This is a genomic window from Micromonospora chaiyaphumensis, assembly GCF_900091435.1.
Classification (GTDB): Bacteria; Actinomycetota; Actinomycetes; order Mycobacteriales; family Micromonosporaceae; genus Micromonospora; species Micromonospora chaiyaphumensis.
The window spans coordinates 368,975-390,600 of the sequence record NZ_FMCS01000002.1; the positions used below are offsets into that span (position 1 = coordinate 368,975).

Below are 21,626 nucleotides of genomic sequence, written 5' to 3' on the forward strand. Positions count from 1 at the left end.
GGGCCGGCGCCAAGGCTAACAGGTCCGGCCCCCACGACGCGAACCGCCCCACCGCAGCAGGAGATCTTGGAGGGAAACGGCCCCCCGAGGGGCCGGAAGCCTCCAAGATCTCGAAGCGGACCTCACGCGGGCACGTACGTCAGGTTCAGGACGCCGCTCTTGAAGGTCTCGCTGCTCACCAGCCGCAGCGGGTGCGTCGGCGTGTCCTCGAAGAGCCGCTGGCCGTGGCCCACGGCGATCGGGTGGACCAGCAGTCGCAGCTCGTCCAGCAGGCCGTTGGCCAGCAGCCACCGGACCGTGGTGGCGCCGCCCGACATGGCGATCTGCCCGTCGGCGCTCTCCTTGATCTCCCGCAGCCGCGCCGCGACCTGGTCCGGGTCGCCGGAGATCAGGTGCGAGTTCTGCCAGGTCGCCTCGGTGAGGGTGTTGGACAGCACGTACTTCGGCACCGAGTTGATGAACGACGCGAACTCCATGTCGTCCCCGGTCTGGTTCGGCCAGAACTCCGACCACTCCTGGTACTGCGTGCGGCCCATCAGGAACGCCGTGGTCTCCTCCACCCCGCGCCCGACGGCGGCGCCCATCTCGTCGTCGAAGTAGGGGAAGTGCCACTGCTCCGGCCGCTCCACGACACCGTCGAGCGAGATGAAGAAGTTCGACACGATCTTGGCCATCAGAAGCTCCCTGTCCGCGGGCCGGCTCCGCACCGGCCTTCACCAACCCGTCGAACGACCCCCGCCGGATTCGACAGCACCGGCAGAAAAAGTTTTAGGCGCCCCGCCCGCTCTGGTACGGCCGCCCCCGCAGGCCCCCGGCCCGGCGGTAGGAGACCGAGCCACCGCTCGCGGCGGGCGGCAGGTCCGCGGGCCGGTCCAGCCCCATGGCGGTACGCCGGACCGCCTCGCGCTGGGCGGCCAGGCGGCGCTGCGCCTCCCGCCGGGCCGCGGCGCGCCGGGCCTGCTCGCGGCGCACCTCGGCCTGGCGGGCGGCCAGCCACGCCGCTTCCCGGGCCTCCGCGCGCCGCCGCCGGCGCTCGGCGAGGGCCCGCTGCCGCAGGTGTACGACGTACGCCACGAGCAGCGCGCCGGTGACCGAGACGCTGATCCAGAATCCGGGGCTGACCAGCACCACGCCGATCAGCTCGACGAAGTTGAGCAGCAGCAGCGCGGCGAGCACCCGGCGGCGGCGGTAGACGGCGGGGGTGTGCCGCCGCTTCGGCGGGTGCCGTCGGCGGGACTTGGCGGGAGCGGGCGGGACCGCGCGGAGCCGCCCCGAGCGGCCGCGGGCGGGTGGCGCCGACACGGGACGGGAGAGACTACCCGTGTCGGAATCTTCACTCAGCGTGACGACCAGGGAGCGGGGCGGGTGCACCGGCCGCCGCCCGGGCACGGTGCGCCGTCGACGGCGGCGCTCGAGCACCCGGGCCGTCGACTGCGCCCGCTCCGCCACCAGCCGCTCGGTGGCGTCGTACCGGCGGACCAGCGCCGGCGCGAGGGCGAGCAGACCGGCGGCGGCGAGGACGGCGAGGAGCACCGAGGTCGGCACCCTCACCCCTCCCGTCACCAAGTTCGGGGCGAGCGCCACACGACCGCAACTTCTTCCGTCGCCCGTCGTTTATGGCGCAGATCGTGCGGGCAGGCAGCGCTTGCCACAGCTTGCAGTTACTTGAGGTTACGGGCCGCCGACCGACTTCACCGTGCGCCGCGCCGGGCGTGGCGAGTGGGAGCCTTCACCCGCGGCTGTCACGCACGCGGTGCCACCGGGCAAGCAGCCCGCCCTCGGCAACCACTTCCTCACTGGTCATCGCGTATCCGATGTGGTCCCGCCACGCGCCGTCGATGTGCATGTAGCGCACGTGATAGGCCTCCTCGCGGAAGCCGAGCTTCTCCACCACCCGGCGGGACGGCTGGTTCTCCGGCCGGATGTTCACCTCGATCCGGTGCAGCCCGCCGGGGCCGAATGCGTGGTCCACGGCCAAAGCCACCGCGGTGGGGATGACGCCGCGACCGGCGACCCGGGAGTCCACCCAGTAGCCCACGTAGCCGGAGCAGAACGCGCGCCGCACGATGCTGCCGACGTTGAGGTGGCCGACCAGCCGCTCCGCGCCGTTCTCGCGCAGGCAGACGGCGAACGGCATGCCGTCACCGGTCCGCGCGGACTTCCGCTGGTCGGCGTGCACGTAGCGGAACGCGGCCGTCGAGTTCATCTCGTCCCAGCTGCCCGGCAGGTGCGACTCCCAGGGCGCCAGCCAGGCCCGGTTGGCCCGCCGGATCTCCGACCAGCTCGTCGCGTCGGAACGCCGGTACGGCCGCAGCACCACCGGACCGTCCACCAGCACCGCCGGCCACCCTGGCGGCCGCCGGAACCAACTCACCGGCGCCGGTCCAGCAGGAGAACGTCCACGGTGGACCCCGCCGCCGCGGTGGTGACCCGCTCGCCGAGGACGAGCAGGCCGTTGGCCTCGGCCAGGCCGGAGAGGGTGAACGGCCCACCGGCGAGCGGTTGCACGGTGTAGCCGCCGCCGCGCCGCTCGGCGACGTGCGCCGGGCGGAACTCGCGCAGCCCCACCGGGGACGAGACCGTCTCGAGCAGGTGCGCGCGGACGCTGGGCCGGAACACCGGCTCGGCGCCGGCCAGCAGCTGGATTGCCGGGCGGGCCAGCACCTCGAAGCCGATCAGCGCCGCGCCGGGCTCACCGGGAAGACACACCACCGGCACCTCCTCGGCGCCGACCGTACCGAATCCGAGGGCCGTTCCGGGATAGAGGGCGACCTCCGTGAAGGTGACCGGCCCGGCCCGGCCGCCCTCGCGGCGGGACAGGATCCGGCGGACCATGTCGCCGGGGCCGGTGCCGGTGCCGCCCGTGGTGATGATGAGGTCGGCCCGCAGGGTCTGGTCCTCCAGCAGGCCGCGCAGCGCCTCCGGGTCGTCGTCGCAGATTCCGACCCGGTACGCCAGCGCGCCCGCCTCGGCCGCGGCTGCGGTCAGCGCGTGCGAGTTGGTGTCCACCACCTGGCCGGGCTGGCTGCCCCGGCCCACGTCGACCAGTTCGTCGCCGGTGGCCACGATGACCACCCGCGGGCTGGGCCGGACCACCACGTGCCCGATGCCGGTGGCCGCGAAGACCGCGACCAGGGCCGGCGACACGTACGTGCCGGCGCGGGCGAGCAGCGTGCCGGCCGGCAGTTCCTCACCGGCGCGGCGGACGCCGTAGCCCCGCTTCGGGGCGCGGAAGATCTCCACGGCGGCCATGCCCTGGTCGGTCCACTCCACGGGAACCACCACGTCGGCGCCGACCGGCAGCGGCGCGCCGGCCGCCACCGAGAAGCAGGAGCCGGGGGTGAGCCGGACCGGGCGCCAGCTCGCCGCGCCCAGGTCGCCGACCACGTTCAGCCGGATGCTGCGGCCACCGGGGATACCGGAGGGGGCCGGGACGTAGCCCGGCCCCCGGCTCCCTCCGGAGATGTCCTCCCAGCGCGCGGCGTACCCGTCCACCGCCGCCTGGTCGAAGGCGGGATACGCGTGCGGTGCGACCACGTCCTCGGCGAGGACGTTGCCGTACGCCTGGGTGAGGTCGAGGTCGAGCGGAGGCAGCGCGCGTAACCTGCGCAGCACGCTGCCCAGGTAGTCGGCGAGCGGCGTCAACTCGTTCGCGGCCGCCTCGGCGTCGGCCGTCGCGGTCATGTACCGGCACCGCCGGACTGGTCGCGCATGCCGTTCAGGATCGCCGCGGTGACCGTCTCGTCGCCGTTGTTGACGAACTCGGTCAGCCACTTGCGGAACTCGGCGCCCAGGTCCTCGCGCTCGACGGCGATCTGCACCACGGTCTGGAGGTAGCCGAGCGGCTGGCCGGTGTCGTAGCGGGTGCCCCGGTAGACGATGGCGTGCACCGGCACCCCCTCGTTGCGCAGGATCTCCATGGCGTCGGTCAGCTGGATCTCCCCGCCGCTGCCCGGCTCGGTGCGCCGGATCGCGTCGAAGATCTTCCCAGGGAGAACGTAGCGGCCGAGGACGGCCAGGTTGCTCGGCGCGTCCTCCGGCTTCGGCTTCTCCACCATGCCGGTGACGCGGACGACCTCGGCGAGGTCGCCGAACTCGGGCCCGGCCGGTTCGACCGAGGCGATGCCGTAGCGCGCGGTCTCGGACGGGTCGACCTCGAAGAACGCCAGCACGATGCCGCCGGTGCGGGCCTGGAGGTCCAGCATGGCCGGCAGCAGCGGCTCGTCCATCTTGACGAACTCGTCGCCGAGCAGCACCGCGAAGGGCGCGTCGCCGACGTGCGACTCGGCGTAGCCGACGGCGTGGCCGAGACCGAGCTGCTCGGGCTGGCGGCAGGTGTAGATCTCGGCCAGGTCCTCGGTGCGCTTGACGGCGGCCAGCAGCTCGGGCTTGCTCTCCAGCCGCTCCTCCAGGTCGGGCCGGCGGTCGAAGTGGTCCACCATGGCCGTCTTGCCGCGCCCGGTGATCAGCAGCACGTCGTTGAGCCCGGCCTGGGCGGCCTCCTCGACGATGTACTGGAGCACCGGCCGGTCGACGACCGGCAGCAGCTCCTTGGGGACCGCCTTCGTGGCCGGCAGGAACCGGGTGGCCAGGCCGGCGGCCGGGATGACGGCCTTGACGGCGCGGGAGCGACCGGTCGCGGCGGTCGCTGAGGGGTTCGCTGAGTGCTCCGACATGTCGCGAGACTATCGGCCACGGCTCTGCCGCGGCGGCTGAGGACCGGAAGACGCGCCGCCCTGTGCCACCGCCGCGGCGTCCGCGGCGCCCGCCCGGGGCAGTCCGTCGGGCGGGCTGGCCGCGGCGACCACCACCGGGATCTCCTGGGTGGGGACCGGATCGGGGGCCTGGGCCAGCCGGTAGCCGTCGCGGCCGGCGGCCTTCGCCGCGTAGAGCGCGTCGTCGGCGGCGTCGAGGACCTGCTGCCCGCCGGCCGCGTGATCCGGGTAGACGGCGATGCCGATGGAGACGGTCACCGGCACCCGGACGGGCTCCCCCGCGTGCCCGTCCACCGGCACCGGCTGGTCCCGGACCACCGCCCCGAGCCGCTCGGCGACGATCGTGGCGCCCCGGGCGTCGGTCTCCGGCAGCAGCACCACGAACTCCTCGCCACCCTGCCGGAACGCGAGGTCGACCTCCCGGATCTCGCCGCGCACCCGGCGGGCGAACTCGACCAGCACGGCGTCCCCGGCGGCGTGGCCCCAGGTGTCGTTGACGTGTTTGAACCGGTCCAGGTCGAGGGCGAGCACGCTGAGCATCCGGCCGAAGCGGTTGGCCCGCTCCACCTCGCGGCGGATCGACTCGCGCAGGTAGCGGTAGTTCCACAGCCCGGTCAGCGGGTCGGTCAGCGAGAGCCGCTGCGCCTCCTCGTGCACCCGGACGTTCTCCACCGCCACGGCCGCGTGCCCGGCGAAGGTCCGCAGGGTGACCAGGTCGTCGTCGTCGAACTCGTCGGCGCCGGGCCGGTCGTAGAGGGCCAGCACACCGAGCGCGCAGTCGGGGTCGGCCGCGTCGCCGTCGGCCGGAGGGTGGCCGGGCCGGTCCGGGCGGGGTTCCGCGCCGCGGGGGGCGGCGAACGCCACCGCCACGTACGTCTCGCAGGTCGGCTCTCCCGTCGGCGGGTCCACCGGCTCCCACCGGCCGCGCAGCGGCTCCCCGGTGGCGGCCACCGTGCCGAGCACCCCGGCGCCGACCGGCACCCGCAGCGTGGCCGGGTCGGCCGGGTTCTCGGTCGGCCAGCGCCCGTCCAGCCCCTCGACGCACTGGCCGACCAGCGCGCCGTCGCCGTCGACCAGCAGCACGGCACCGGCCCGGGCGCCGGTGGCGGCGATCGCGCTGTGCAGGATCACCCGCAGGATGCGTTGCAGGTCATGGGTGCTGGCCAGGGTGTCGCCGAGCACGGTCAGGTGGCCGCGGAGCTGGTCCCGGCTGCTGGTCAGGGCGGCCACGTAACTGCCGGTCTCCCGGGTCATCCGGTTGAACGCGCCGGCCAGCCGCCCGATCTCGTCGCGGGTGCGGACCGGCACCCGGGTGGTGAGGTCGCCGTGCGCCACCCGGTCCACCGCACCCGCCAGCTCGACCAGGGGCCGGGTCGTCACCCGGGCCAGCCGCCAGGCGGCCACGACGGCCAGCAGGGCGGCCAGCACCACGGCACCGACCAGGGCTTCGTAGAGCCCGGCCGGGCGCTCCCCCGGCACCGAGAGCACCAGCGCCAGCGGCTGGCCGGGGGCGGGGCCGACCCGTCGCACGTACCGGCCGTCGGCGGTGCCGGTCACCCGGTCCCCGTCCGCCTGGCGGGCGGCGGCCAGCACCGCTGCGCGTACCTCCCGGTCCTCGGTCGTGTGGGTGATCCGGCCGGGGTCGTCGAGGAGGGTGACCCCGGCCCCGGTCACCGCGGCGAGCCGCGCCACGAAGGCCGGGTCGACGGGTTGCGCGGCGGCGACCGTGCCCAGGTCGGCGCCGGCCGGGTCGCGGAGCCGGACCTGGGCGGCGAGCGCGCGGACCGGGCCGGTCGTCGCGTCGGCGGCGCAGTCCTGCCAGGGCCCGGCCGGGCCGCCGGGGGTGGCGTAGCTGGTCCGGCCGGCCGGATCGGCGATCAGCACGGCGGCGGCCAGGCCCCGGCCGACCACCTGGTCGGCCGCCCGGGGCCGGGCGGCCGGGTCGGCGACCAGCGCGACCGCGTCGGCCGCCGCGCGGAGCTGCTGGCAGAGGGCGTCGACGGACGTGCGCACCCCGGCCGCGGCGACGCCCAGCCGCTCGGTCGCACGGCCGCGGTCGACGGCGCTCAGGGTGGACCCGACGAAGAACGCGCCGAGCAGAACGGGGCCCAACACCACCGTGAGGAAGGCCGCCGTCAACCGCCCGCGTAGCGTCAAGCTTCCCCCCGGAAGTACCGCGCCCCTCCCTGCGATGCTGACACAGAGCGACCGGGAGGCAAGCGTTGCGTCAGGAGTGTTGCGTGCCGGAATTTTCTGATGGAGCGGATGTGGCCAAGCGGGACCTCCGCGTCGCGCTGCTCGCCCACCGCCGGTCGCTGCCCGCGCCGCGCCGGGCCGAGGCGGCGTCCGCCGTCCGGGCCGGGCTGGTCGATCTGGTACGCCGGCTGCGCCCGGCCCGGATGACCGCGTACGTGCCGGTCGGCTCGGAGCCGGGCGGGAGCGACCTGCCGGCGGTGCTGCGGGCGGCGCTGCCGCCGGAGGCCGAGCTGCTGCTGCCGGTGCTCCTCGACGATCTCGACCTGGACTGGGCTGCCTACACCGGCCCCGAGTCGCTGCGGGCCGCCGGCCGGGGCCTGCGCGAGCCGACCGGCCCGCCGCTGGGCAGCGCGGCGGTGGCCGGGGCCGACCTCGTGGTGGTGCCGGCGCTGGCGGTGGACCGCCGGGGCTTCCGGCTGGGCCGGGGCGGCGGCTCGTACGACCGTGCGCTGGCCCGGGTGCCCGCCACGGTTCCCACGGTGGCACTGCTGCACGACGGGGAGCTGGTGGAGGCCGTTCCGGCGCAGCCCCACGACCGGCCGGTGCGGTTCGTGATCACGCCGGGCGGCGGCCTGGTGGCGGTGCCGGATGTGGCCCAAGGCGCTTCCGCTGGACGAACCCGGGTTCCATGACGCACCATTGGCACTCGAATCCGTCGAGTGCCAAGCGGCCGAGCCAAGATCCGGAGGAGAACGTGCCCACGTACCAGTACGCCTGCACCGCGTGCGGCCACCAGCTCGAGGCGGTGCAGTCCTTCTCTGACGCCCCGCTGACCGAGTGCCCGGCGTGTGAGGGGCGGCTGCGCAAGGTCTTCAACTCGGTCGGCATCGTGTTCAAGGGCTCCGGCTTCTACCGCACGGACTCCCGTTCGTCGGGTTCCGACAGCGCCACGAGCACCACGAGCAAGCCGGCGAAGTCGGAGTCGTCGACCAGCAGCTCGTCCGACAGTTCGTCCAGCGGGTCGACCAACGGCTCGTCCAGCTCGTCGTCCAGCTCGACCTCCAGTTCGTCGGCCAGCAAGACGCCGGCGGCCAGCAGCTCCTCCTCCTCCTGACCCGGTCAGGCTCCCGGAAAGTGGTCATCCCGCGCGGATGACCACTTTCCGCGTTCCCGGGGGTGTTTCCCCGCACCCGGATGCCCTGCCCACCCGGCGTTGATCAAGAAGTTTGCGTCAAAATCCGGCGCCAGGCTGACGCAAACTCCTTGATCCCCGGCGCGCAGGCGGGTCACGACGCCGAGGTCGTCGTCTTCGGCGATCAGCTTCTTCCGACGTTCCCCGGTGTTTGTCCATGGGTCGGTCGGTTTTCCACAGGCCGGTCGGTTTTCCACAGGTGGCCGGCGGGGGCGGCGGCGGCTCTCGTTCGCCGCCTAGCCTGCCCGCATACCGGTCGGAGCTGTGGGTGGGAGGGCGCTGGTGGCGGGTGGGGAGGCATCGCTGCGGCCGGTGCGTTGGCGCGGGCTGCCCCGGGGGCGCACCTTGCTGCGGGTGGTGCTGGTCGCGGTGCTGCTCGGGCTGGCCGCGGCCGTCCTGCAGACCCCGGGTGGCTGTCCCCCGGGCGCGGTCCCGGATGTGGCTCCCACCCCGATCGACGCCCCGGTTGGTGGTGCTCCTGCTGGCGGCGTTCCGGCTGGTGGCGCTTCTGCTGGCGGCGCTGCGCCTGGTGGCGTCCGGGCTGGTGGTGGCGTCCCGGCTGGTGGTGGCACCCAGGCCGGTGGTGATCGTCGGGCCGCCGCCCTGCCGCTGCCGTCCGGGGCGGTGGGGGTGCCGATCCGGCTGGCCGAGCCGGCCGCGCTGGCGGTGCTCCGCCCGGGCGCCCGCGTGGACCTGCTTGTCGTGCCGGCCGGCGGGGCGGCGGGCACCGCCACCCTGCTCGCGCCGCGGGCGCTCGTCCTCGACGTGGTGGGTGCGGCCGGGGCGGTCGACGGCTCCTCGGCGCTCTACCTGGCGCTCCGCCCCGAGCAGGCCCAGCGGGCGGTCGGCCTGCCCGAGGGCAGCCGCTTCGCCGTGGTGGTACGCGAATGACCGGCCGGTGGCTCAGCCCCAGTGCGGAGGGCGCTCGGCCAGCAGCCAGTCGTCGTTGCCGGACGAGCGCTCGCCCCAGCCACGGTCGGTGTCGTCGGTGGTCTGCTCGGGCAGCACCACGAAGTCTTCGCTGAGGTCGACCACGCGGTCGTCGTCGCCGCGCGGGACACGAATGCCGGGATCGCTCACGAGCGGCAAGGATACCGCCGGACGGGGAACGGTTCGACCGCTCACGCCGGAGCGCCCGATGTGCTCCACACCCCAGACCCGCGGCACGGGGGGTTCCACCCGCCCTGGTCCACTCCAGGTCGCCGAGCTTGCGATATCCGACGCCCCCCGATGCCGCCACCTCGCCGAGGCGGAGTCGATCACGGACCGGCGGAGCGGGTGACACGGTGGCCCGCCGCGTCGGGCGGCCGACCGGCCGGGCCGTTGGTAGCGTCGGACGGCGTGACGACGCCGAGCGGTGGCAGCCCTGAGGACGACATCTGGCGACGCCGGGACCAACCGGCCGGCGCGGACCGCCCTGCCACCACCCAACCAGCGGACGCCGACCAGCCCGGCACGGACCAATCCGCCGCCACGGACCGGCCCGGCACCGGCCAACCAGCCGGCACCGAACAGGCGGTCGGCACGGCAGCCGGCGAGAATCCGCCTCGGGGCTCGGCGATCGAGAGCGAGCAGCCGGACGGCTCGACCGGCGACGCTTCGCCCGAAGAGGCCAGCCCCTGGTCGCGCGCCGGCCACACCGACAGCCCGTGGGCGCGGCCCGGCCAGGATCCGGCCCATGCCGGCGGCTGGCCCGGGCAGGCCGGGTCTACGGGTGGTTGGCCTGGGCACGCCGCCCCCGGTGGGGGGCCGCAGCAGCCCACCCCGCCGGGTGGGTGGCCTGGGCACGCCGCCCCTGGTGGCGGGCCGCAGCAGCCCACCCCGGCCGGTGGGTGGCCGCAGCACGCCGCCCCGGCCGGTGGTTGGGGTCCTGGTGGCGTGCCGGCCGGGTATGCCGGCCCGCCCCCGACCGTTCCGCCACCGCCCGGCTGGCGGCCGCCGGTGCACGTGCAGCCGACGCCGCCGCGCCGGCTCCCGCCGCAGGACATGGCCGCCATGGACCAGGCCGAGGGGCAGGCGCAGCGGCTCACCTACGGCATCGGCGCCGTCGTCGGCGTCGTGCTGGTGCTGCTCACCTGCCTGCTCTGCTCGCGCCTGCTCTTCTGAGCCGGCCGGACCGCCGCCACCGCCGGCCGGACCGCCGCCACCGCCAGCCGGACCGCCGCCACCGCCAGCCGGACCGCCGCCACCGCCAGCCGGACCGCCGCCACCGAGCCGGCCCGGCCGGACCGGGTCAGACGATGCCGCTCCACACCATCTTGGCGCCGCTGTCGCCGGTCAGGTAGACGTAGATCAGCGCGAACACGGCGAGCACGACCACCACGGCGGTGAGCACCAGGGGCAGCCAGCGGGGCAGGTCGCGGGTCCGGGCGAGGCCGCTGGTCACCAGCAGCAGCAGGAGCGCCGCCACGGCCAGCCCGACGGTGAACCAGAACAGGTTCTCGCCGTACTCGGAGTGTTCGTGGATCTTCTGGAGCCCCTCGGGCGGGTAGCCGCGACTACGCAGCACCTCCTCCAGCTCCTCGCCGGACTCCGTCGCCACCCAGGTGACGATCGGGGTGAGCACGGCGAGGACCGCCACCGCCCAGCCCATCCGGGGCCGCCAGCGGGGCAGCACCCCGTACGCGACGGAGAGCAACGCCAGCAGCGGCACCAGCACCACCGCGGCGTGTACGACCAGGACGTGGCCCGGTAGACCGTTGACTTCCCTGAACACCGACACCTCCGGCGAGTGGACGGGATCGCGCGGCCAGCGTACGACGTCATGATCCGCCGGCACGCTTCCGTACATCGACACACGCACGGCTCACCGGCGCGGTTCACCTGTGGTTCGGACCACCCGTGGTCACGCTCGCTTGTCGGCCAAGGGGCACCGTGCTGTCATGGACGCATGTCCACAGGTGAGGAGCTGCTCCGGTCGAAGGGCCTGCGGGTCACCCGACCGCGCCTCGCCGTGCTGGACGTGCTCGCCGCCGGCGGTCACCTGGAGGTCGACGAGATCACCCGCCGGGTCCGCGAGCGTCTCGACTCGGTCTCCACCCAGGCCGTCTACGACGTGCTCGGCGCGCTCTCCCGGGCCGGGCTGTCCCGCCGGATCGAGCCGGCCGGCAGTCCCGCCCGCTACGAGGCCCGCGTCGGCGACAACCACCACCACGTGGTGTGCCGGGGCTGCGGCGAGATCGCCGACGTCGACTGCGCCACCGGCGACGCGCCCTGCCTCGACCCGAACGTCGCGCACGGCTTCGAGGTCGACGAGGCGGAAGTGACCTTCTGGGGGCTCTGCCCGGCCTGCCAGGCCCGCCGCTCCGCCGACGACTGACCGCCTCGGGCCGGGAGACGGCCGGGTGCGCCCGGCGCGTGGCACTCTTGGTCGGTGGACTCCGATGACCTCGGCCTCTTCGGTCCGGGATCGGTCACGTGGAAGGTGCACGAGGAGCCGATCCTGATCGTCGCCGGCCTGCGTTCGCTCTACCTCCAGGCGCTGCACCCTCGCGCCATGGCGGGCGTCGCCCAGAACAGCAACTACAAGACGGACGCCTGGGGTCGCCTGGTCCGCACGGCCACCTACGTGGCCACGACCATCTACGGCACCACCGCCGAGGCGGAGGCGGCCGGCCGGCGGCTGCGTACGCTGCACGCCCGCATGCGGGCCACCGATCCGTTCACCGGCGAGCAGTTCCGCATCGACGACCCCGATCTGCTGCGCTGGGTGCACGTCACCGAGGTCGAGTCGTTCGTGAGCACCGCGCGGCGGGCCGGGCTCGCGTTGACCGACGACGAGGTGGACGGCTACTACACCGAGCAGCGCCGGGCGGCGGCCCTGGTCGGGCTGGACCCGGCCGACGTGCCGGGCACCGCCGCCGAGGTGGCCGACTACTACCGCCGGGTCCGCCCCGAGCTGCGGATGACCAGAGAGGCGGCGGAGACCGCGCTCTTCCTGACCGCCCCGCCGATCCCGTGGAAGCTGAGCCTGCCGGTGCGGCTCGGCCTGCACCTCGGTCCGCCGCGCTGGGCGTACCTGGGGATCGCCGGCACGGCGCTGGCGCTGCTGCCGGCCTGGGCCCAGCGGCTGTACGGCGGCCTCGGCCTGCCCACCACGGCGCTCTCGGCGGACCTGAGCGTCCGCGCCCTGCGGCTCGCCCTGGCGGCGGTGCCACGGCGCTATCGCGAGGGCCCGTTGCTGCAGGCCGCCAAGGAACGGGCCGCCCGCGTCGCCGCGGCCTGAACCGCCAGCAGCGCGATCTGGTCGACGGCCGCTTCGCCGCGGCTTGGGCCCGGCGGCAGTCCTGCTGGACGGCCGCCCCGGCTCAGTCCTGGTCGGCGGCCGGCTCGGCGGGGCGCTCCACGGCCGCCCACGGATCCTTGGCCGGGGTCCGGGCGCCGGCCGGGCAGGTGCGCCGGTAGTCGCACCAGCCGCAGCGCGGCCCCGGCTCGGTGGGGAACGCCTCGTCGGGGTCGGCGCCGTCGGCCACGGCCCGCTCGGCGGCCATGATGTCCCGCGCGGTGTCCTCGGCGCGGGTGAGCTGCCGCTGCAACGATTCCGGGGTGTGCTCGTGCGCGGCGACCGTGCCGGTGGGCAGGTGGTGCAGCTCGACCCGGCGGCACGGGCGGCGGAACACCCGCTCGGCCGCGTAGGCGTAGAGCGCGAGGGCCTGCGAGCCCCGCGCGTCGTCGCCGTCGAGGCCCGTGCGACCGGTCTTGTAGTCGACGATGACCAGCTCTGGCCGGCCGTCGGGGCCGGGGCGGGAGTCGATGCGGTCGGTGCGACCGTTGAAGGCGAGCACCGCCGTCTTCACGGCGACCACCCGCTCCACCCCGACCGGCTCGTCGGCCGGGTCGAGCCCCGCCACGTAGGACTCCAGCCAGGACAGCGCCCGCCGGAACGCGTCCCGCTCCTGCTCGTCGTCGCGGTAGCCCTCGCGGACCCAGGTGCCCTTGAGCAGGGTGCCCAGCACCTCGGGGCGGCGGCGGTCGGGGGCCAGCGCGTACCAGTTCTTCAGGGCCGTGTGGACGCTGGCGCCCAGCGAGTTGTGCGCCCACGGCGGGCCCTTGGGCGGCGCGGGGCGGTCCACGTACGAGTAGCGGTAGCGCCGGGGGCAGTCGGCGTAGGCCCCGAGCTTGCTGGGGGTGCAGACGAAGAGCCGCTCAGGCATGCCCTCGAAGCCGAGCTGCTCGGCCTGCTCGGCCCGGGGCCGGGGTGGCCGGCCGCCGGTGGGTCGCCCGGTCGGGGAGGGTCGTCGCACGCCTGAGATCCTGCCATCCGCCTACGACAGTGCCGAGACGGCTCAGCCCATGGTGAGGTACTGCGTGACGAACGCGGCGATCGCGTCGGCGATGAGCTGCACGGCGATGGCGGCCAGCAGCAGGCCGGCGATCCGGGTCAGCACCTCGATGCCGCCCGGCCGGAGGACCTTGACGATGCCGCCGGAGAAGCGCAGGACCACCCAGACGGCGACCATGACGGCGACGATCGCGGCGGCGATGGCCAGGTAGTCGGTGAAGCCACCGGCCTGCTGCACGAAGAGCATGGTGGCGACGATGGCGCCGGGGCCGGCCAGCAGCGGGGTGCCCAGCGGCACCAGCGCGATGTTGGAGGTGGCCTGCTGGTTCGGGTCGTCGGACTTGCCGGTCAGCAGTTCCAGCGCGACGAGGATCAGCAGCAGCCCGCCGGCGGCCTGCAACGCGGGCAGGTCGACGTGCAGGTAGGCCAGGATCGTCTGCCCGGCCACGGCGAACACCACGATCACCCCGAGCGCCAGCGCGACGGCCTGCCAGGCGGCCCGGTTCCGGTCGCGGGCGGCCAGCGGGCCGGTCAGCGCCAGGAAGATCGGCATCATGCCGGGCGGGTCGACGATCACCAGCAGGGTCACGAAGACCTCGCCGAAGAGCTTGAGATCCACTCGGACACGGTAGCCGCGTGGCCGCAAGGCTTCAGCTCGAAGCGACCGGGGTCACCCCCCGGGCCAGCTCGACGATCCGCTCGTACGCCTCGATCCCGGTGGTGAACGCGCCGAGCCGGACGGTCTTGTGCGTGCCGTGGAAGTCCGACGAACCGGTGACCAGCAGCCCCAGCTCGGCGGCCAGTGCGCGGACGTGCTCCCGCTCGGCCGGGCTGTGGTCCTCGTGGTCGGCCTCCAGGCCGGCCAGCCCGGCCGCCGCCAGCTCCACGATCAGCTCGTCCGGCACGATCCGGCCCCGCCGGCTGGCCCGGGGATGGGCGAAGACCGGCACCCCGCCGGCCGCCCGGACCAGCGCCACGGCCCGGAACACGTCGATGTCCTCCTTGGGCAGCCGGTACCGCTCGCCCAGCCAGCGCGGCCCGAACGCCTCGGTGGTGGTGGCGACCAGCCCGGCCCGGATCAGCGCCTGCGCGATGTGCGGCCGGCCGACCGTGCCCCCGGCGGCGCCGGCCAGGATCTCCGACCAGCTCACCCGGATCCCGTCGGCCTGGAGCAGCCGCACGATGCGCTCGCCGCGCTCCTCCCGCCCGCGCCGGACCCGGGCCAGCTCGGCGACGAGGTCCGGCTCGGTCGGGTCGAAGAGGTACGCGAGCAGGTGCAGCGGGATCGCCGGCTCGACACCGAACCAGCGGCAGGAGAGCTCGGCGCCCCGGATCAGGGTGAGCCCGGGCGGCAGTGCCGCCACGGCGGGCTCCCAGCCGGCCGTGGTGTCGTGGTCGGTGAGCGCCACGACGTCGAGACCGGACGCTGCGGCGGCCCGGACCAGCTCGGCGGGGCCGAGGGTGCCGTCGCTGGCGGTGGAGTGGGTGTGCAGGTCGATCCGGGCGGCCGCGCTCACCCCGCCGACGCTACGCCCCGGTCAGGAGCGGGTGTCGGCGACCACCACGAGGCGCTCGTCCGGGCCCACCCCGTCGAGCGCCGAGGTGGTGGGAGGCTCGCCGGCCAGCACCCGGTCGGGCCGGACCCGGACCAGGCCGCCGGTGGCGTCGACGTGGAGCGCGGCTCCGCTGCGGGTCCAGGCCACCGCCCCGGCGACCGCCGGGCCGGCCGGGTGGCTGGTGGCGCCGGCGCCCAGGCCGGCCAGGTCGACCAGCAGGGCGCTCGTGCGCGCGTTGAGCAGCAGCCACCGCCCGTCGGCGGAGACCCCGCCGAGGCCGTCGGTGGCCACGGCCGGACCGCAGCCGGTGCGGAGCGGGGCGAGGTCGCGGGTCGGGTCGAGCAGGGCCACGCAGGGCCGCCGGGGCGTGCCGGCGGAGACCAGGCCGACCACCCGGCCGTCGGGCAGCGTGCCGTAGACGGTGAGCACGTCCCGGTTGGCCCCGCCCGGCGTCCCGCCGGCGGACCGTCGCCAGACGCCGACCCCGCCGTGGTCGGGCTGCCGGATCAGCACGGCGTCGCCGGCGAAGCCGACCGGCGTCGCGCCCGCGGGGGCCGTCGTCCGGGTGCTGGCCACGAGCTGGCCCCCGACCACGCCGGCGGCGGCCAGGTAGCCGCCGTCGCGCCAGGCGACCTGCCGCCCGTCGGTGGACACCACCACGGCGTCCGCCCCGGCGAGCAGCACCTGCGGGTCGCTGCCGTTGGGCGGCACCCACCAGAGGGTACGGCCGGCCGCGGTGGCCGCCGACGTGACGAGCCAGCCGCCGTAGTCCGGGACCCGCTGCGCCCGCTCGACGCCGCTCACCCCGGTCAGTTCCCGGCGCTCGCCCCCGCTGGTGTCTAGCCACGAGCCGACGATCAGGTCCAGCTCGGCGCGGACCGGGCCCGGGCCGGGCACCGGGCTGGCGGTCGTGGGCAGCGGTGAGGGCGAGAACCCGTCCGGGTCACCGAGCACCACGGTCGGCGTGCCGCCGTGCCCGCTGGGCCCGCCGAGCTGGGCCATGCCGGTGGTGACGAGCACGGTCGCCACGCCGGCCAGGGCGAGCCCGGTCAGCGTGCGACGCCGCGCGGTCCGCCGCGCCCGCCGGAGCGCGGCGCCGGCCGGATCGGCGGCGAGCGGCCGGGACGTGGCGACGCGGCCGGCCAGCGTCTGCCGCAGCGCCCGTTCCAGCTCGTCCTCGGTCACGGGTAGTTGACGCTTCGGGCCGCCCGTCCGGTTGTCGCAGTCTCCTGACGTGCGGCTCATCGGGACTTCACCGGGACGGACGCGGCGGGCCGCGCGGGAGCCGCGTCGGGGAGCGCCGCCGGCCGGACAACCGGCGGCGCGGGCGCGGGCGGCGGCGCCGGGGCGGGCGGCGGCGCGGCGGGCTGCCGGACCACCCGCGGTGGGGTGCGCGGCGCGGGCGGAGTGACCTGCTCCTCTGGCGCGGCCGGCAGGCCGAGGGCGGCCTCGGAGCCGAGCCGGCGGCGCAGCGTGTTCAACGCCCGCGAGGTCTGGCTCTTGACCGTGCCCGGGGAGATCTCCAGCAGGGCGGCGGTCTGCGCCTCGGACATGTCCTCGTAGAAGCGGAGCACGAGCACGGCCCGCTGCCGGGCCGGGAGCGCCTGGAGGTGCCGCCACAGCGCGTCCCGGTCGAGCTGCTGCTCGATCTCGTCGACCCCGGCCCGCTCGGGCAGCACCTCGGTCGGGCGCTCACCGTGCCAGCGCCGGCGCCACCAGCTGGTCGAGGTGTTGACCAGGACCCGGCGGGCGTACGGCTCGATGGCGTCGATCCCGCCGAGCCGCTTCCAGGCCAGGTAGGTCTTGGTCAACGCGGTCTGGAGCAGGTCCTCGGCCGTGGCCCAGTCACCGGCCAGCAGGTACGCGGTGCGCAGCAGGGCGCCGGAGCGGGCCGCGACGAAGTCGCGGAACTCCTCCTCCAGCGGATCCCTGCTGGCCACGCACACCTCCACACCCCGTCCTGCCTGGCAGGCTCCCACGGTAGAGCGCGGTGGGGCGACGGCAAAAGGTGCGCAGTTCCTCCGATGTTCGGACAGAAAGCTTCAGGCGCCGTCGTCGGCCTTGGCCTCGTCCTGCTCCTTGCCGATCCGCGCCTCGACGGCCTGCGGCTCGTACATCTCTTCCACGACGCGCAGGTAGAGCTCGTTCGGGTTGGGCAGGTTCTTGATCTCGCGGAGCGCCTGCTCCTGGCCGGCCGACTCGAGCACGAAGGTGCCGTAGTTGAGCGCGCGGCCGGTCGGGGTCTGCTCGTACTTCATGTCGGTGACCCGGACCAGCGGCATCATGGCCACCCGGCGGGTGATGATCCCGTTGACCACCATGACCCGCTTGTTGGTGAGGATGAAGCGGTCGTACCACCAGTCGGCGACCCGCCAGGCGACCCAGCCCATCACGGCGAACCAGAGCAGCACGGCGACGGTGGTCAGCGCCCCGACGTCGCGCCCGGCCAGGAAGCCGGAGAGGTAGCCGAGCACGAAGGTCGCCGCGATGCCGACGATGATCGGGGTGGAGAGGTGGACCCAGTGCCGCTTCCACTCGCCCCGGAACCGCTCCGTCGGGAAGAGGTAGCGGGCCGCCAGGGCGCTCGGCTCGTCCTCCATCGGCAGCACCCGGCGCGGGGCCATGCCGGAGGCGTCGGCGCGCAGGCCGGCCAGCTCCTCCTCGGAGATCTGCGGGCTCTGGTAGCCGGCCTCCGGGTCGCGGATCCAGCCGCGGCCGGACCGCCCCTCCCCGGCGTAGGCCGGGCCGTCTCCGAAGGCGGCGTCGTCCGAAAGGGAGGGACCGGGGCCGTAGCCGGTGCCCGCGCCGAAGCCCGGACCGTCGTCGGGGTCGATCCGGGGAATCGGCTCGGTGTCGCGCTCCCGGCGCTCCCGGTCGGGATCGTCGGGGTCGAAGGGTGGACCGGAGGGGCTTCCCATGGGCGGTTAGGCGACCAGGTTGGTGAAGAAGTCGCCGAAGCCCTGCGCGATGTCCATGATGCCGCCGCCCAGGGACTTGAACACGTCGGCGGCGGAGTTCGGCCGGTAGGCGACAAAGAAGATCAAGAATGCGATGCCGGCCCAGGTGAGGACCTTCTTGACCATAGCGGGCCATCCTCTCGCGCGGAGCCGGGTCCGTTTACCGCAGCGGCACCCAGAGTATCAGTATGGTGTCGTAGAGTGAATATCTGCGTCTGTTCCCCGACCCGCCGGTGCCGGCCGGTCAGGCCCGCCCGTGCAGGTACGGAGATGGTGCGCCGTACACGAGCTCGGGCGGTGTCCACTCGGTGAGGTCGTGCAGCACGACTTCTTCCGCGAGGAGGTGACCCGCGCTCGCCGGCCAGGCTATCGCATGGAGCCACATTCCCCGAGCCTCGCCGGCGTACGCGCTTCGATCGGTCGGGGAATTCACGAGCCACAGTGGAGTGGGGTGGCCGCCCACCCGGATCTTGGCGTGCGGCACCCGTTCGGGGTGACCAGGGCCGGGATCGGCGAGCGCCTCCGCCACCTCGGGCCCCGGGTCGGGGCCGGGCAGGCCGGCGAGACGGGACCCCAGCCCGACACCCGGCTCCTCGGCGACGAAGAGGAGGTCGGCCGGTCCACCGTCCAGGGGGGCCGGACCGGCGCAGGCCACCGCCGTGGCGCGGACCCCGGAGCGGTCGTCCCCCACCCACGCCACCCCGGTCAGCGTCCACCCCGTGGGCAACGGCCACGGGCACCAGAGCGGCATTCCCGGCCGCCCGGCCGGATCGGCGTCGGCGGCCACCCGCTCCACCACGCTCGCCATGATCTCGGCACCGATGTGCCCCGGCACGTGCAGCGGCGGCACCGGACCGCAGCGCAGGCACCGGTATTCGCCGTGCATCAGGTCCGGCTCCCGGACCGGGCCCCCGCACCTGGGACAACTCACCGCGACACTCACGCCTTCACGGTCACCCCGGACCGGCGGGGCGTCAAGCGGAGCGGCCGGATCGGTCACTCCGGTGGCGGCCCGGCGTACGTCCGGATCCAGGCGTGCATGGCGATCCCGCTGGCCACGCCGGCGTTGATCGAGCGGGTCGAGCCGTACTGGGCGATCGAGAAGAGCTGGTCGCAGGCGGCCCTCGCGACCTCGGAGAGGCCCGGCCCCTCCTGGCCGAAGAGCAGCACGCAGCGGCGCGGCAGGGTGCCGGTCTCCAGCGGCTTCGAGCCGGGCAGGTTGTCGATGCCGACGACCGGCAGCCGCTCCCCCGCCGCCCAGGCCACGAACTCCTCGATGGTCGGGTGGTGCCGGACGTGCTGGTAGCGGTCGGTCACCATGGCGCCCCGCCGGTTCCACCGCCGCCGCCCGACGATGTGCACCTCGGCCGCGAGGAAGGCGTTGGCGTTGCGGACCACCGTGCCGATGTTGAAGTCGTGCTGCCAGTTCTCGACGGCCACGTGGAAGTCGTGCCGGCGCCGGTCGAGGTCGGCCACCACGGCCTCGCGCCGCCAGTAGCGGTAGCGGTCCACGACGTTGCGCCGGTCGCCCCGGGCGAGCAGCTCCGGGTCGTAGCGCGGGTCGTCCGGCGGGTCGCCGGGCCAGGGCCCCACACCCACGTCGAGCTGGTCGTCGGTCACGGTCTGAAGAGGGTACGGCCCGTCCGGCGGGCCGGACGCCACGGGTTCGGCGGTCAGCGGAGGTCCAGCGCGCCGGCGAGCCGGTCGAGGAAGCGCCGGTCGGCGGGACTCGGTACGGCCTCGCCGGCCCGGCACACCCGGGCCGCCACCGACTCCACCCACTGCCGGTACGCGGCCGAGTCGGCGGGGTCGGCGCGCCGCCGCAGCACCCGCACGGCGGCGCGGGCGGCGGCGAGCAGGTCGACCAGGTCGGTCAGGCGCTCGTCCCGCTCGGCGGCGCCGTCGTGGCGGGCGTAGATCGCGGCGACCACGGCCCGGATCAGGTCGCTGTCGAAGGCGCGGCCGGCGGCCACCGCGTCGAGCCCGGCGAGCCCGGCGGCGACTCCGCGCGGCGGGCGCCCCGGACCAGGCGTGGCGGCGGCGACGAGGACGCGGCCCGGCAGGCCGGTCAGCAGGTCCCACTCCGCCGCGGAGTAGACGGCGGTGGTCAGCGGTGCGGCACGGCGGCCGGCAGAGGGCGGCTCTCCGGCGACGGAGTGGCTCATGGTGACCTCCGGCGTCAGCATATGCCCCGGAACGGGAAAAGGGCCCCTTCCCCGCGGATCGGAAAAGGGGCCCTTCCGGGCGTACGGGAGGGGTCAGCGCGGCTCGGGGAAGCTGGGCCGCTCGGGGTCGACACCCTCGGGCAGGGCCGCGGCCGCGTACTCCTTCTTGGGGACCATGACCTTGCGGCGGAACACGCAGACCAGCGTGCCGTCCTGGTTGTAGCCCCGGGTCTCCACCGCGACCACGCCGCGGTCCGGCTTCGAGGCGGACTCCCGCTTGTCCAGCACCGTGGTCTCGCCGTAGATGGTGTCGCCGTGGAAGGTCGGCGCGACGTGCCGCAGCGACTCGATCTCCAGGTTGGCGATCGCCTTGCCGCTGACGTCCGGCACCGACATGCCGAGCAGGAGCGAGTAGATGTAGTTGCCGACCACCACGTTGCGCTTGAACTGGCTCGCCGACTCGGCGTAGTGGGCGTCCATGTGGAGCGGGTGGTGGTTCATGGTGAGCAGGCAGAAGAGGTGGTCGTCGTACTCGGTGACCGTCTTGCCGGGCCAGTGCCGGTAGACGGCGCCGACCTCGAACTCCTCGTAGTAGCGGCCGAACTGCATCCTTGTCCCCTTCGACGGGCGGCGATGGAGTTCGGCACAGCATGCCTTACCGCTTGTTAAGGCGAAGGGCGGGGCGCCGCCGGTGCGGAAAAGTCACACCCGGACCGACCCGGGTGGAGACGCAATGAGCGGCGGGGCCCTCCCCGGCACCCGCCGCCCACGCTCTGATGCGAGAGATTCTGCCGTACGCCGGTACTGCAACGACAGAGACGGACGTCACATTTATCTTTTCGTAACACTACTCGTAGTGACTCGCGATCACTCCACAAGCGATCTCCGCGGGCCGGATCGCCGCTTGTCAAGCGTCAAGTTACCGATTCGTAGCGAGCACGCCGCGTGATCGCGCTGGAAGCGCTCCCATCACGTCCCGTCACGCAAATGCGGCATGCACTTGCGTTCCGCAGGACGGGGCGGACAGACCTCGCTCGATGCCTCGCAGCGTCACCGCCGGGCTGCGGAGTGTTTCGTCGCGCACGTCACGGGAATGCGGAGGCATCCACCCTGGTTCCACCGGACGTAGGAAATCCGCGCTGATCGGAGAGTGCAATGGCAACGGTTGAGCTGACCACGGCCAACTTCGACGAGGTGACCGAACGCGACGGCATCGTGCTGCTCGACTTCTGGGCGGACTGGTGCGGCCCGTGCAAGCGCTTCGCCCCCGTCTACGAGCGCTCGTCCGAGAAGCACCCGGACATCGTCTTCGGCAAGGTCGACACCGAGGCGCAGCAGGAGCTGGGTGCCAAGTTCAACATCAGCTCCATCCCGACGGTGATGGCCATCCGCGACGGCGTGATCGTCTACGCCCAGCCGGGCGCCCTGCCCGAGTCGGCGCTGGAGAACCTCATCGAGCAGGTCGAGCAGCTCGACATGGAGGACGTCCGCAAGAAGCTCGCCGAGCACGGCCACAAGCACTGAGCCACCGGCTCCGACACACCGGCCGGGCCCCCCACGGGGG

26 protein-coding genes and 1 pseudogene are annotated in these 21,626 nt (G+C 74.5%); 7 read left to right on the forward strand and 20 right to left on the reverse strand.

The features are described 5' to 3' along the window. Positions 1-122: 122 nt before the first annotated feature. The 6 genes from GA0070214_RS07475 to GA0070214_RS07500 all read right to left on the reverse strand — a co-directional run bounded on the left by GA0070214_RS07475 (position 123) and on the right by GA0070214_RS07500 (position 6,872). Positions 123-674: a dihydrofolate reductase family protein gene (locus GA0070214_RS07475; protein WP_091260694.1), complete on the reverse strand. Its 552-nt coding sequence runs from the start codon at positions 672-674 to the stop codon at positions 123-125. Between the two features lie 94 nt (positions 675-768). After that, positions 769-1,551 carry a divisome protein SepX/GlpR gene (gene sepX, locus GA0070214_RS07480; RefSeq protein ID WP_208602674.1) on the reverse strand — a complete coding sequence of 261 codons (783 nt, stop codon included), beginning with the start codon at positions 1,549-1,551 and terminating at the stop codon, positions 769-771. 178 nt (positions 1,552-1,729) lie between these two features. Then, positions 1,730-2,338 (reverse strand): GNAT family N-acetyltransferase, encoded by a 609-nt coding sequence (locus GA0070214_RS07485; RefSeq protein WP_208602675.1) that lies wholly within the window; start codon positions 2,336-2,338, stop codon positions 1,730-1,732. A gap of 32 nt (positions 2,339-2,370) precedes the next feature. Then, a complete protein-coding gene (locus GA0070214_RS07490; protein WP_091260701.1) occupies positions 2,371-3,684 on the reverse strand; it encodes a molybdopterin molybdotransferase MoeA in 1,314 nt (437 codons plus the stop codon). Next, positions 3,681-4,676, reverse strand: coding sequence for a UTP--glucose-1-phosphate uridylyltransferase (locus GA0070214_RS07495; RefSeq protein ID WP_091260703.1), 996 nt, complete (start codon positions 4,674-4,676; stop codon positions 3,681-3,683). The genes GA0070214_RS07490 and GA0070214_RS07495 overlap by 4 nt, the downstream gene beginning before the upstream one ends. 9 nt (positions 4,677-4,685) lie before the next feature. Further along, positions 4,686-6,872, reverse strand: a complete 2,187-nt coding sequence (locus tag GA0070214_RS07500; protein WP_167364209.1) for a GGDEF domain-containing protein — start codon at positions 6,870-6,872, stop codon at positions 4,686-4,688. 83 nt (positions 6,873-6,955) lie between these two features. Between GA0070214_RS07500 and GA0070214_RS07505 the strand changes: the two genes are divergently transcribed. Both GA0070214_RS07505 and GA0070214_RS32305 read left to right on the forward strand, forming a co-directional pair. Further along, positions 6,956-7,603 (forward strand): 5-formyltetrahydrofolate cyclo-ligase, encoded by a 648-nt coding sequence (locus tag GA0070214_RS07505; protein ID WP_091260705.1) that lies wholly within the window; start codon positions 6,956-6,958, stop codon positions 7,601-7,603. Beyond that, positions 7,600-7,806, forward strand: a pseudogene (locus GA0070214_RS32305) (FmdB family zinc ribbon protein); the annotation flags it as partial. The gene GA0070214_RS07505 and the pseudogene GA0070214_RS32305, both read left to right, overlap by 4 nt. Positions 7,807-7,820: 14 nt before the next feature. On the opposite strand, the gene GA0070214_RS32310 reads toward GA0070214_RS32305, so the two are convergent. Beyond that, a complete protein-coding gene (locus GA0070214_RS32310) occupies positions 7,821-7,991 on the reverse strand; it encodes a hypothetical protein (protein ID WP_244167624.1) in 171 nt (56 codons plus the stop codon). A 394-nt stretch (positions 7,992-8,385) separates the two neighbouring features. Here GA0070214_RS32310 and GA0070214_RS07515 point away from each other — a divergent pair, with 394 nt between their 5' ends. Next, positions 8,386-8,994: a flagellar biosynthesis protein FlgA gene (locus GA0070214_RS07515; protein ID WP_091260710.1), complete on the forward strand. Its 609-nt coding sequence runs from the start codon at positions 8,386-8,388 to the stop codon at positions 8,992-8,994. 12 nt (positions 8,995-9,006) lie between these two features. On the opposite strand, the gene GA0070214_RS07520 is transcribed toward GA0070214_RS07515, so the two are convergent. After that, entirely contained in the window at positions 9,007-9,192 is a 186-nt protein-coding gene (locus GA0070214_RS07520; RefSeq protein ID WP_091260712.1) for a hypothetical protein, read from the reverse strand. A gap of 789 nt (positions 9,193-9,981) precedes the next feature. On the opposite strand from GA0070214_RS07520, the gene GA0070214_RS32075 reads away from it, so the two are divergent. Beyond that, positions 9,982-10,209 (forward strand): hypothetical protein, encoded by a 228-nt coding sequence (locus GA0070214_RS32075; RefSeq protein WP_208602676.1) that lies wholly within the window; start codon positions 9,982-9,984, stop codon positions 10,207-10,209. 127 nt (positions 10,210-10,336) lie between these two features. On the opposite strand, the gene GA0070214_RS07530 is transcribed toward GA0070214_RS32075, so the two are convergent. Next, complete coding sequence (locus GA0070214_RS07530; RefSeq protein WP_091261442.1) at positions 10,337-10,819, reverse strand: DUF2231 domain-containing protein; 483 nt, start codon at positions 10,817-10,819, stop codon at positions 10,337-10,339. Between the two features lie 174 nt (positions 10,820-10,993). On the opposite strand from GA0070214_RS07530, the gene GA0070214_RS07535 reads away from it, so the two are divergent. Together GA0070214_RS07535 and GA0070214_RS07540 are read left to right on the forward strand one after the other, a co-directional pair. After that, a complete protein-coding gene (locus tag GA0070214_RS07535) occupies positions 10,994-11,422 on the forward strand; it encodes a Fur family transcriptional regulator (protein ID WP_091260714.1) in 429 nt (142 codons plus the stop codon). 54 nt (positions 11,423-11,476) lie between these two features. Then, positions 11,477-12,328 (forward strand): oxygenase MpaB family protein, encoded by an 852-nt coding sequence (locus GA0070214_RS07540; RefSeq protein ID WP_091260716.1) that lies wholly within the window; start codon positions 11,477-11,479, stop codon positions 12,326-12,328. Positions 12,329-12,410: 82 nt separating this feature from the next. Here the strand turns inward: GA0070214_RS07540 and GA0070214_RS07545 are convergent, their stop codons facing one another. The 11 genes from GA0070214_RS07545 to GA0070214_RS07590 form a co-directional block, all read right to left on the reverse strand. Continuing rightward, entirely contained in the window at positions 12,411-13,256 is an 846-nt protein-coding gene (locus tag GA0070214_RS07545; protein ID WP_244167615.1) for a RecB family exonuclease, read from the reverse strand. Positions 13,257-13,388: 132 nt separating this feature from the next. Then, complete coding sequence (locus GA0070214_RS07550; protein ID WP_091260721.1) at positions 13,389-14,003, reverse strand: MarC family protein; 615 nt, start codon at positions 14,001-14,003, stop codon at positions 13,389-13,391. A 31-nt stretch (positions 14,004-14,034) separates the two neighbouring features. Then, entirely contained in the window at positions 14,035-14,901 is an 867-nt protein-coding gene (locus tag GA0070214_RS07555; protein WP_091260723.1) for a PHP domain-containing protein, read from the reverse strand. Between the two features lie 21 nt (positions 14,902-14,922). Then, entirely contained in the window at positions 14,923-16,125 is a 1,203-nt protein-coding gene (locus tag GA0070214_RS07560; protein WP_244167591.1) for a TolB-like translocation protein, read from the reverse strand. Between the two features lie 56 nt (positions 16,126-16,181). Beyond that, the gene (locus GA0070214_RS07565) at positions 16,182-16,880 is read right to left on the reverse strand and encodes a SigE family RNA polymerase sigma factor (RefSeq protein WP_091261444.1); all 699 of its coding nucleotides are present in this window, start codon (positions 16,878-16,880) and stop codon (positions 16,182-16,184) included. A 102-nt stretch (positions 16,881-16,982) separates the two neighbouring features. Then, positions 16,983-17,858 carry a PH domain-containing protein gene (locus GA0070214_RS07570; protein ID WP_091260727.1) on the reverse strand — a complete coding sequence of 292 codons (876 nt, stop codon included), beginning with the start codon at positions 17,856-17,858 and terminating at the stop codon, positions 16,983-16,985. A gap of 6 nt (positions 17,859-17,864) precedes the next feature. Continuing rightward, positions 17,865-18,023 (reverse strand): hypothetical protein, encoded by a 159-nt coding sequence (locus GA0070214_RS31745; protein ID WP_013283898.1) that lies wholly within the window; start codon positions 18,021-18,023, stop codon positions 17,865-17,867. A 118-nt stretch (positions 18,024-18,141) separates the two neighbouring features. After that, positions 18,142-18,897, reverse strand: coding sequence for a DUF6758 family protein (locus GA0070214_RS07575; protein ID WP_341845060.1), 756 nt, complete (start codon positions 18,895-18,897; stop codon positions 18,142-18,144). Then, positions 18,894-19,517 (reverse strand): TrmH family RNA methyltransferase, encoded by a 624-nt coding sequence (locus GA0070214_RS07580; protein WP_091260731.1) that lies wholly within the window; start codon positions 19,515-19,517, stop codon positions 18,894-18,896. Before GA0070214_RS07580 ends, GA0070214_RS07575 begins: the two co-directional genes overlap by 4 nt. Positions 19,518-19,570: 53 nt before the next feature. After that, the gene (locus GA0070214_RS07585) at positions 19,571-20,062 is read right to left on the reverse strand and encodes a hypothetical protein (protein WP_091261445.1); all 492 of its coding nucleotides are present in this window, start codon (positions 20,060-20,062) and stop codon (positions 19,571-19,573) included. 93 nt (positions 20,063-20,155) lie between these two features. Further along, the gene (locus tag GA0070214_RS07590) at positions 20,156-20,671 is read right to left on the reverse strand and encodes a MaoC family dehydratase (RefSeq protein ID WP_091260733.1); all 516 of its coding nucleotides are present in this window, start codon (positions 20,669-20,671) and stop codon (positions 20,156-20,158) included. Positions 20,672-21,217: 546 nt separating this feature from the next. On the opposite strand from GA0070214_RS07590, the gene trxA reads away from it, so the two are divergent. Continuing rightward, positions 21,218-21,586, forward strand: a complete 369-nt coding sequence (trxA, locus tag GA0070214_RS07595) for a thioredoxin (protein WP_091260735.1) — start codon at positions 21,218-21,220, stop codon at positions 21,584-21,586. Positions 21,587-21,626 lie beyond the last annotated feature (40 nt).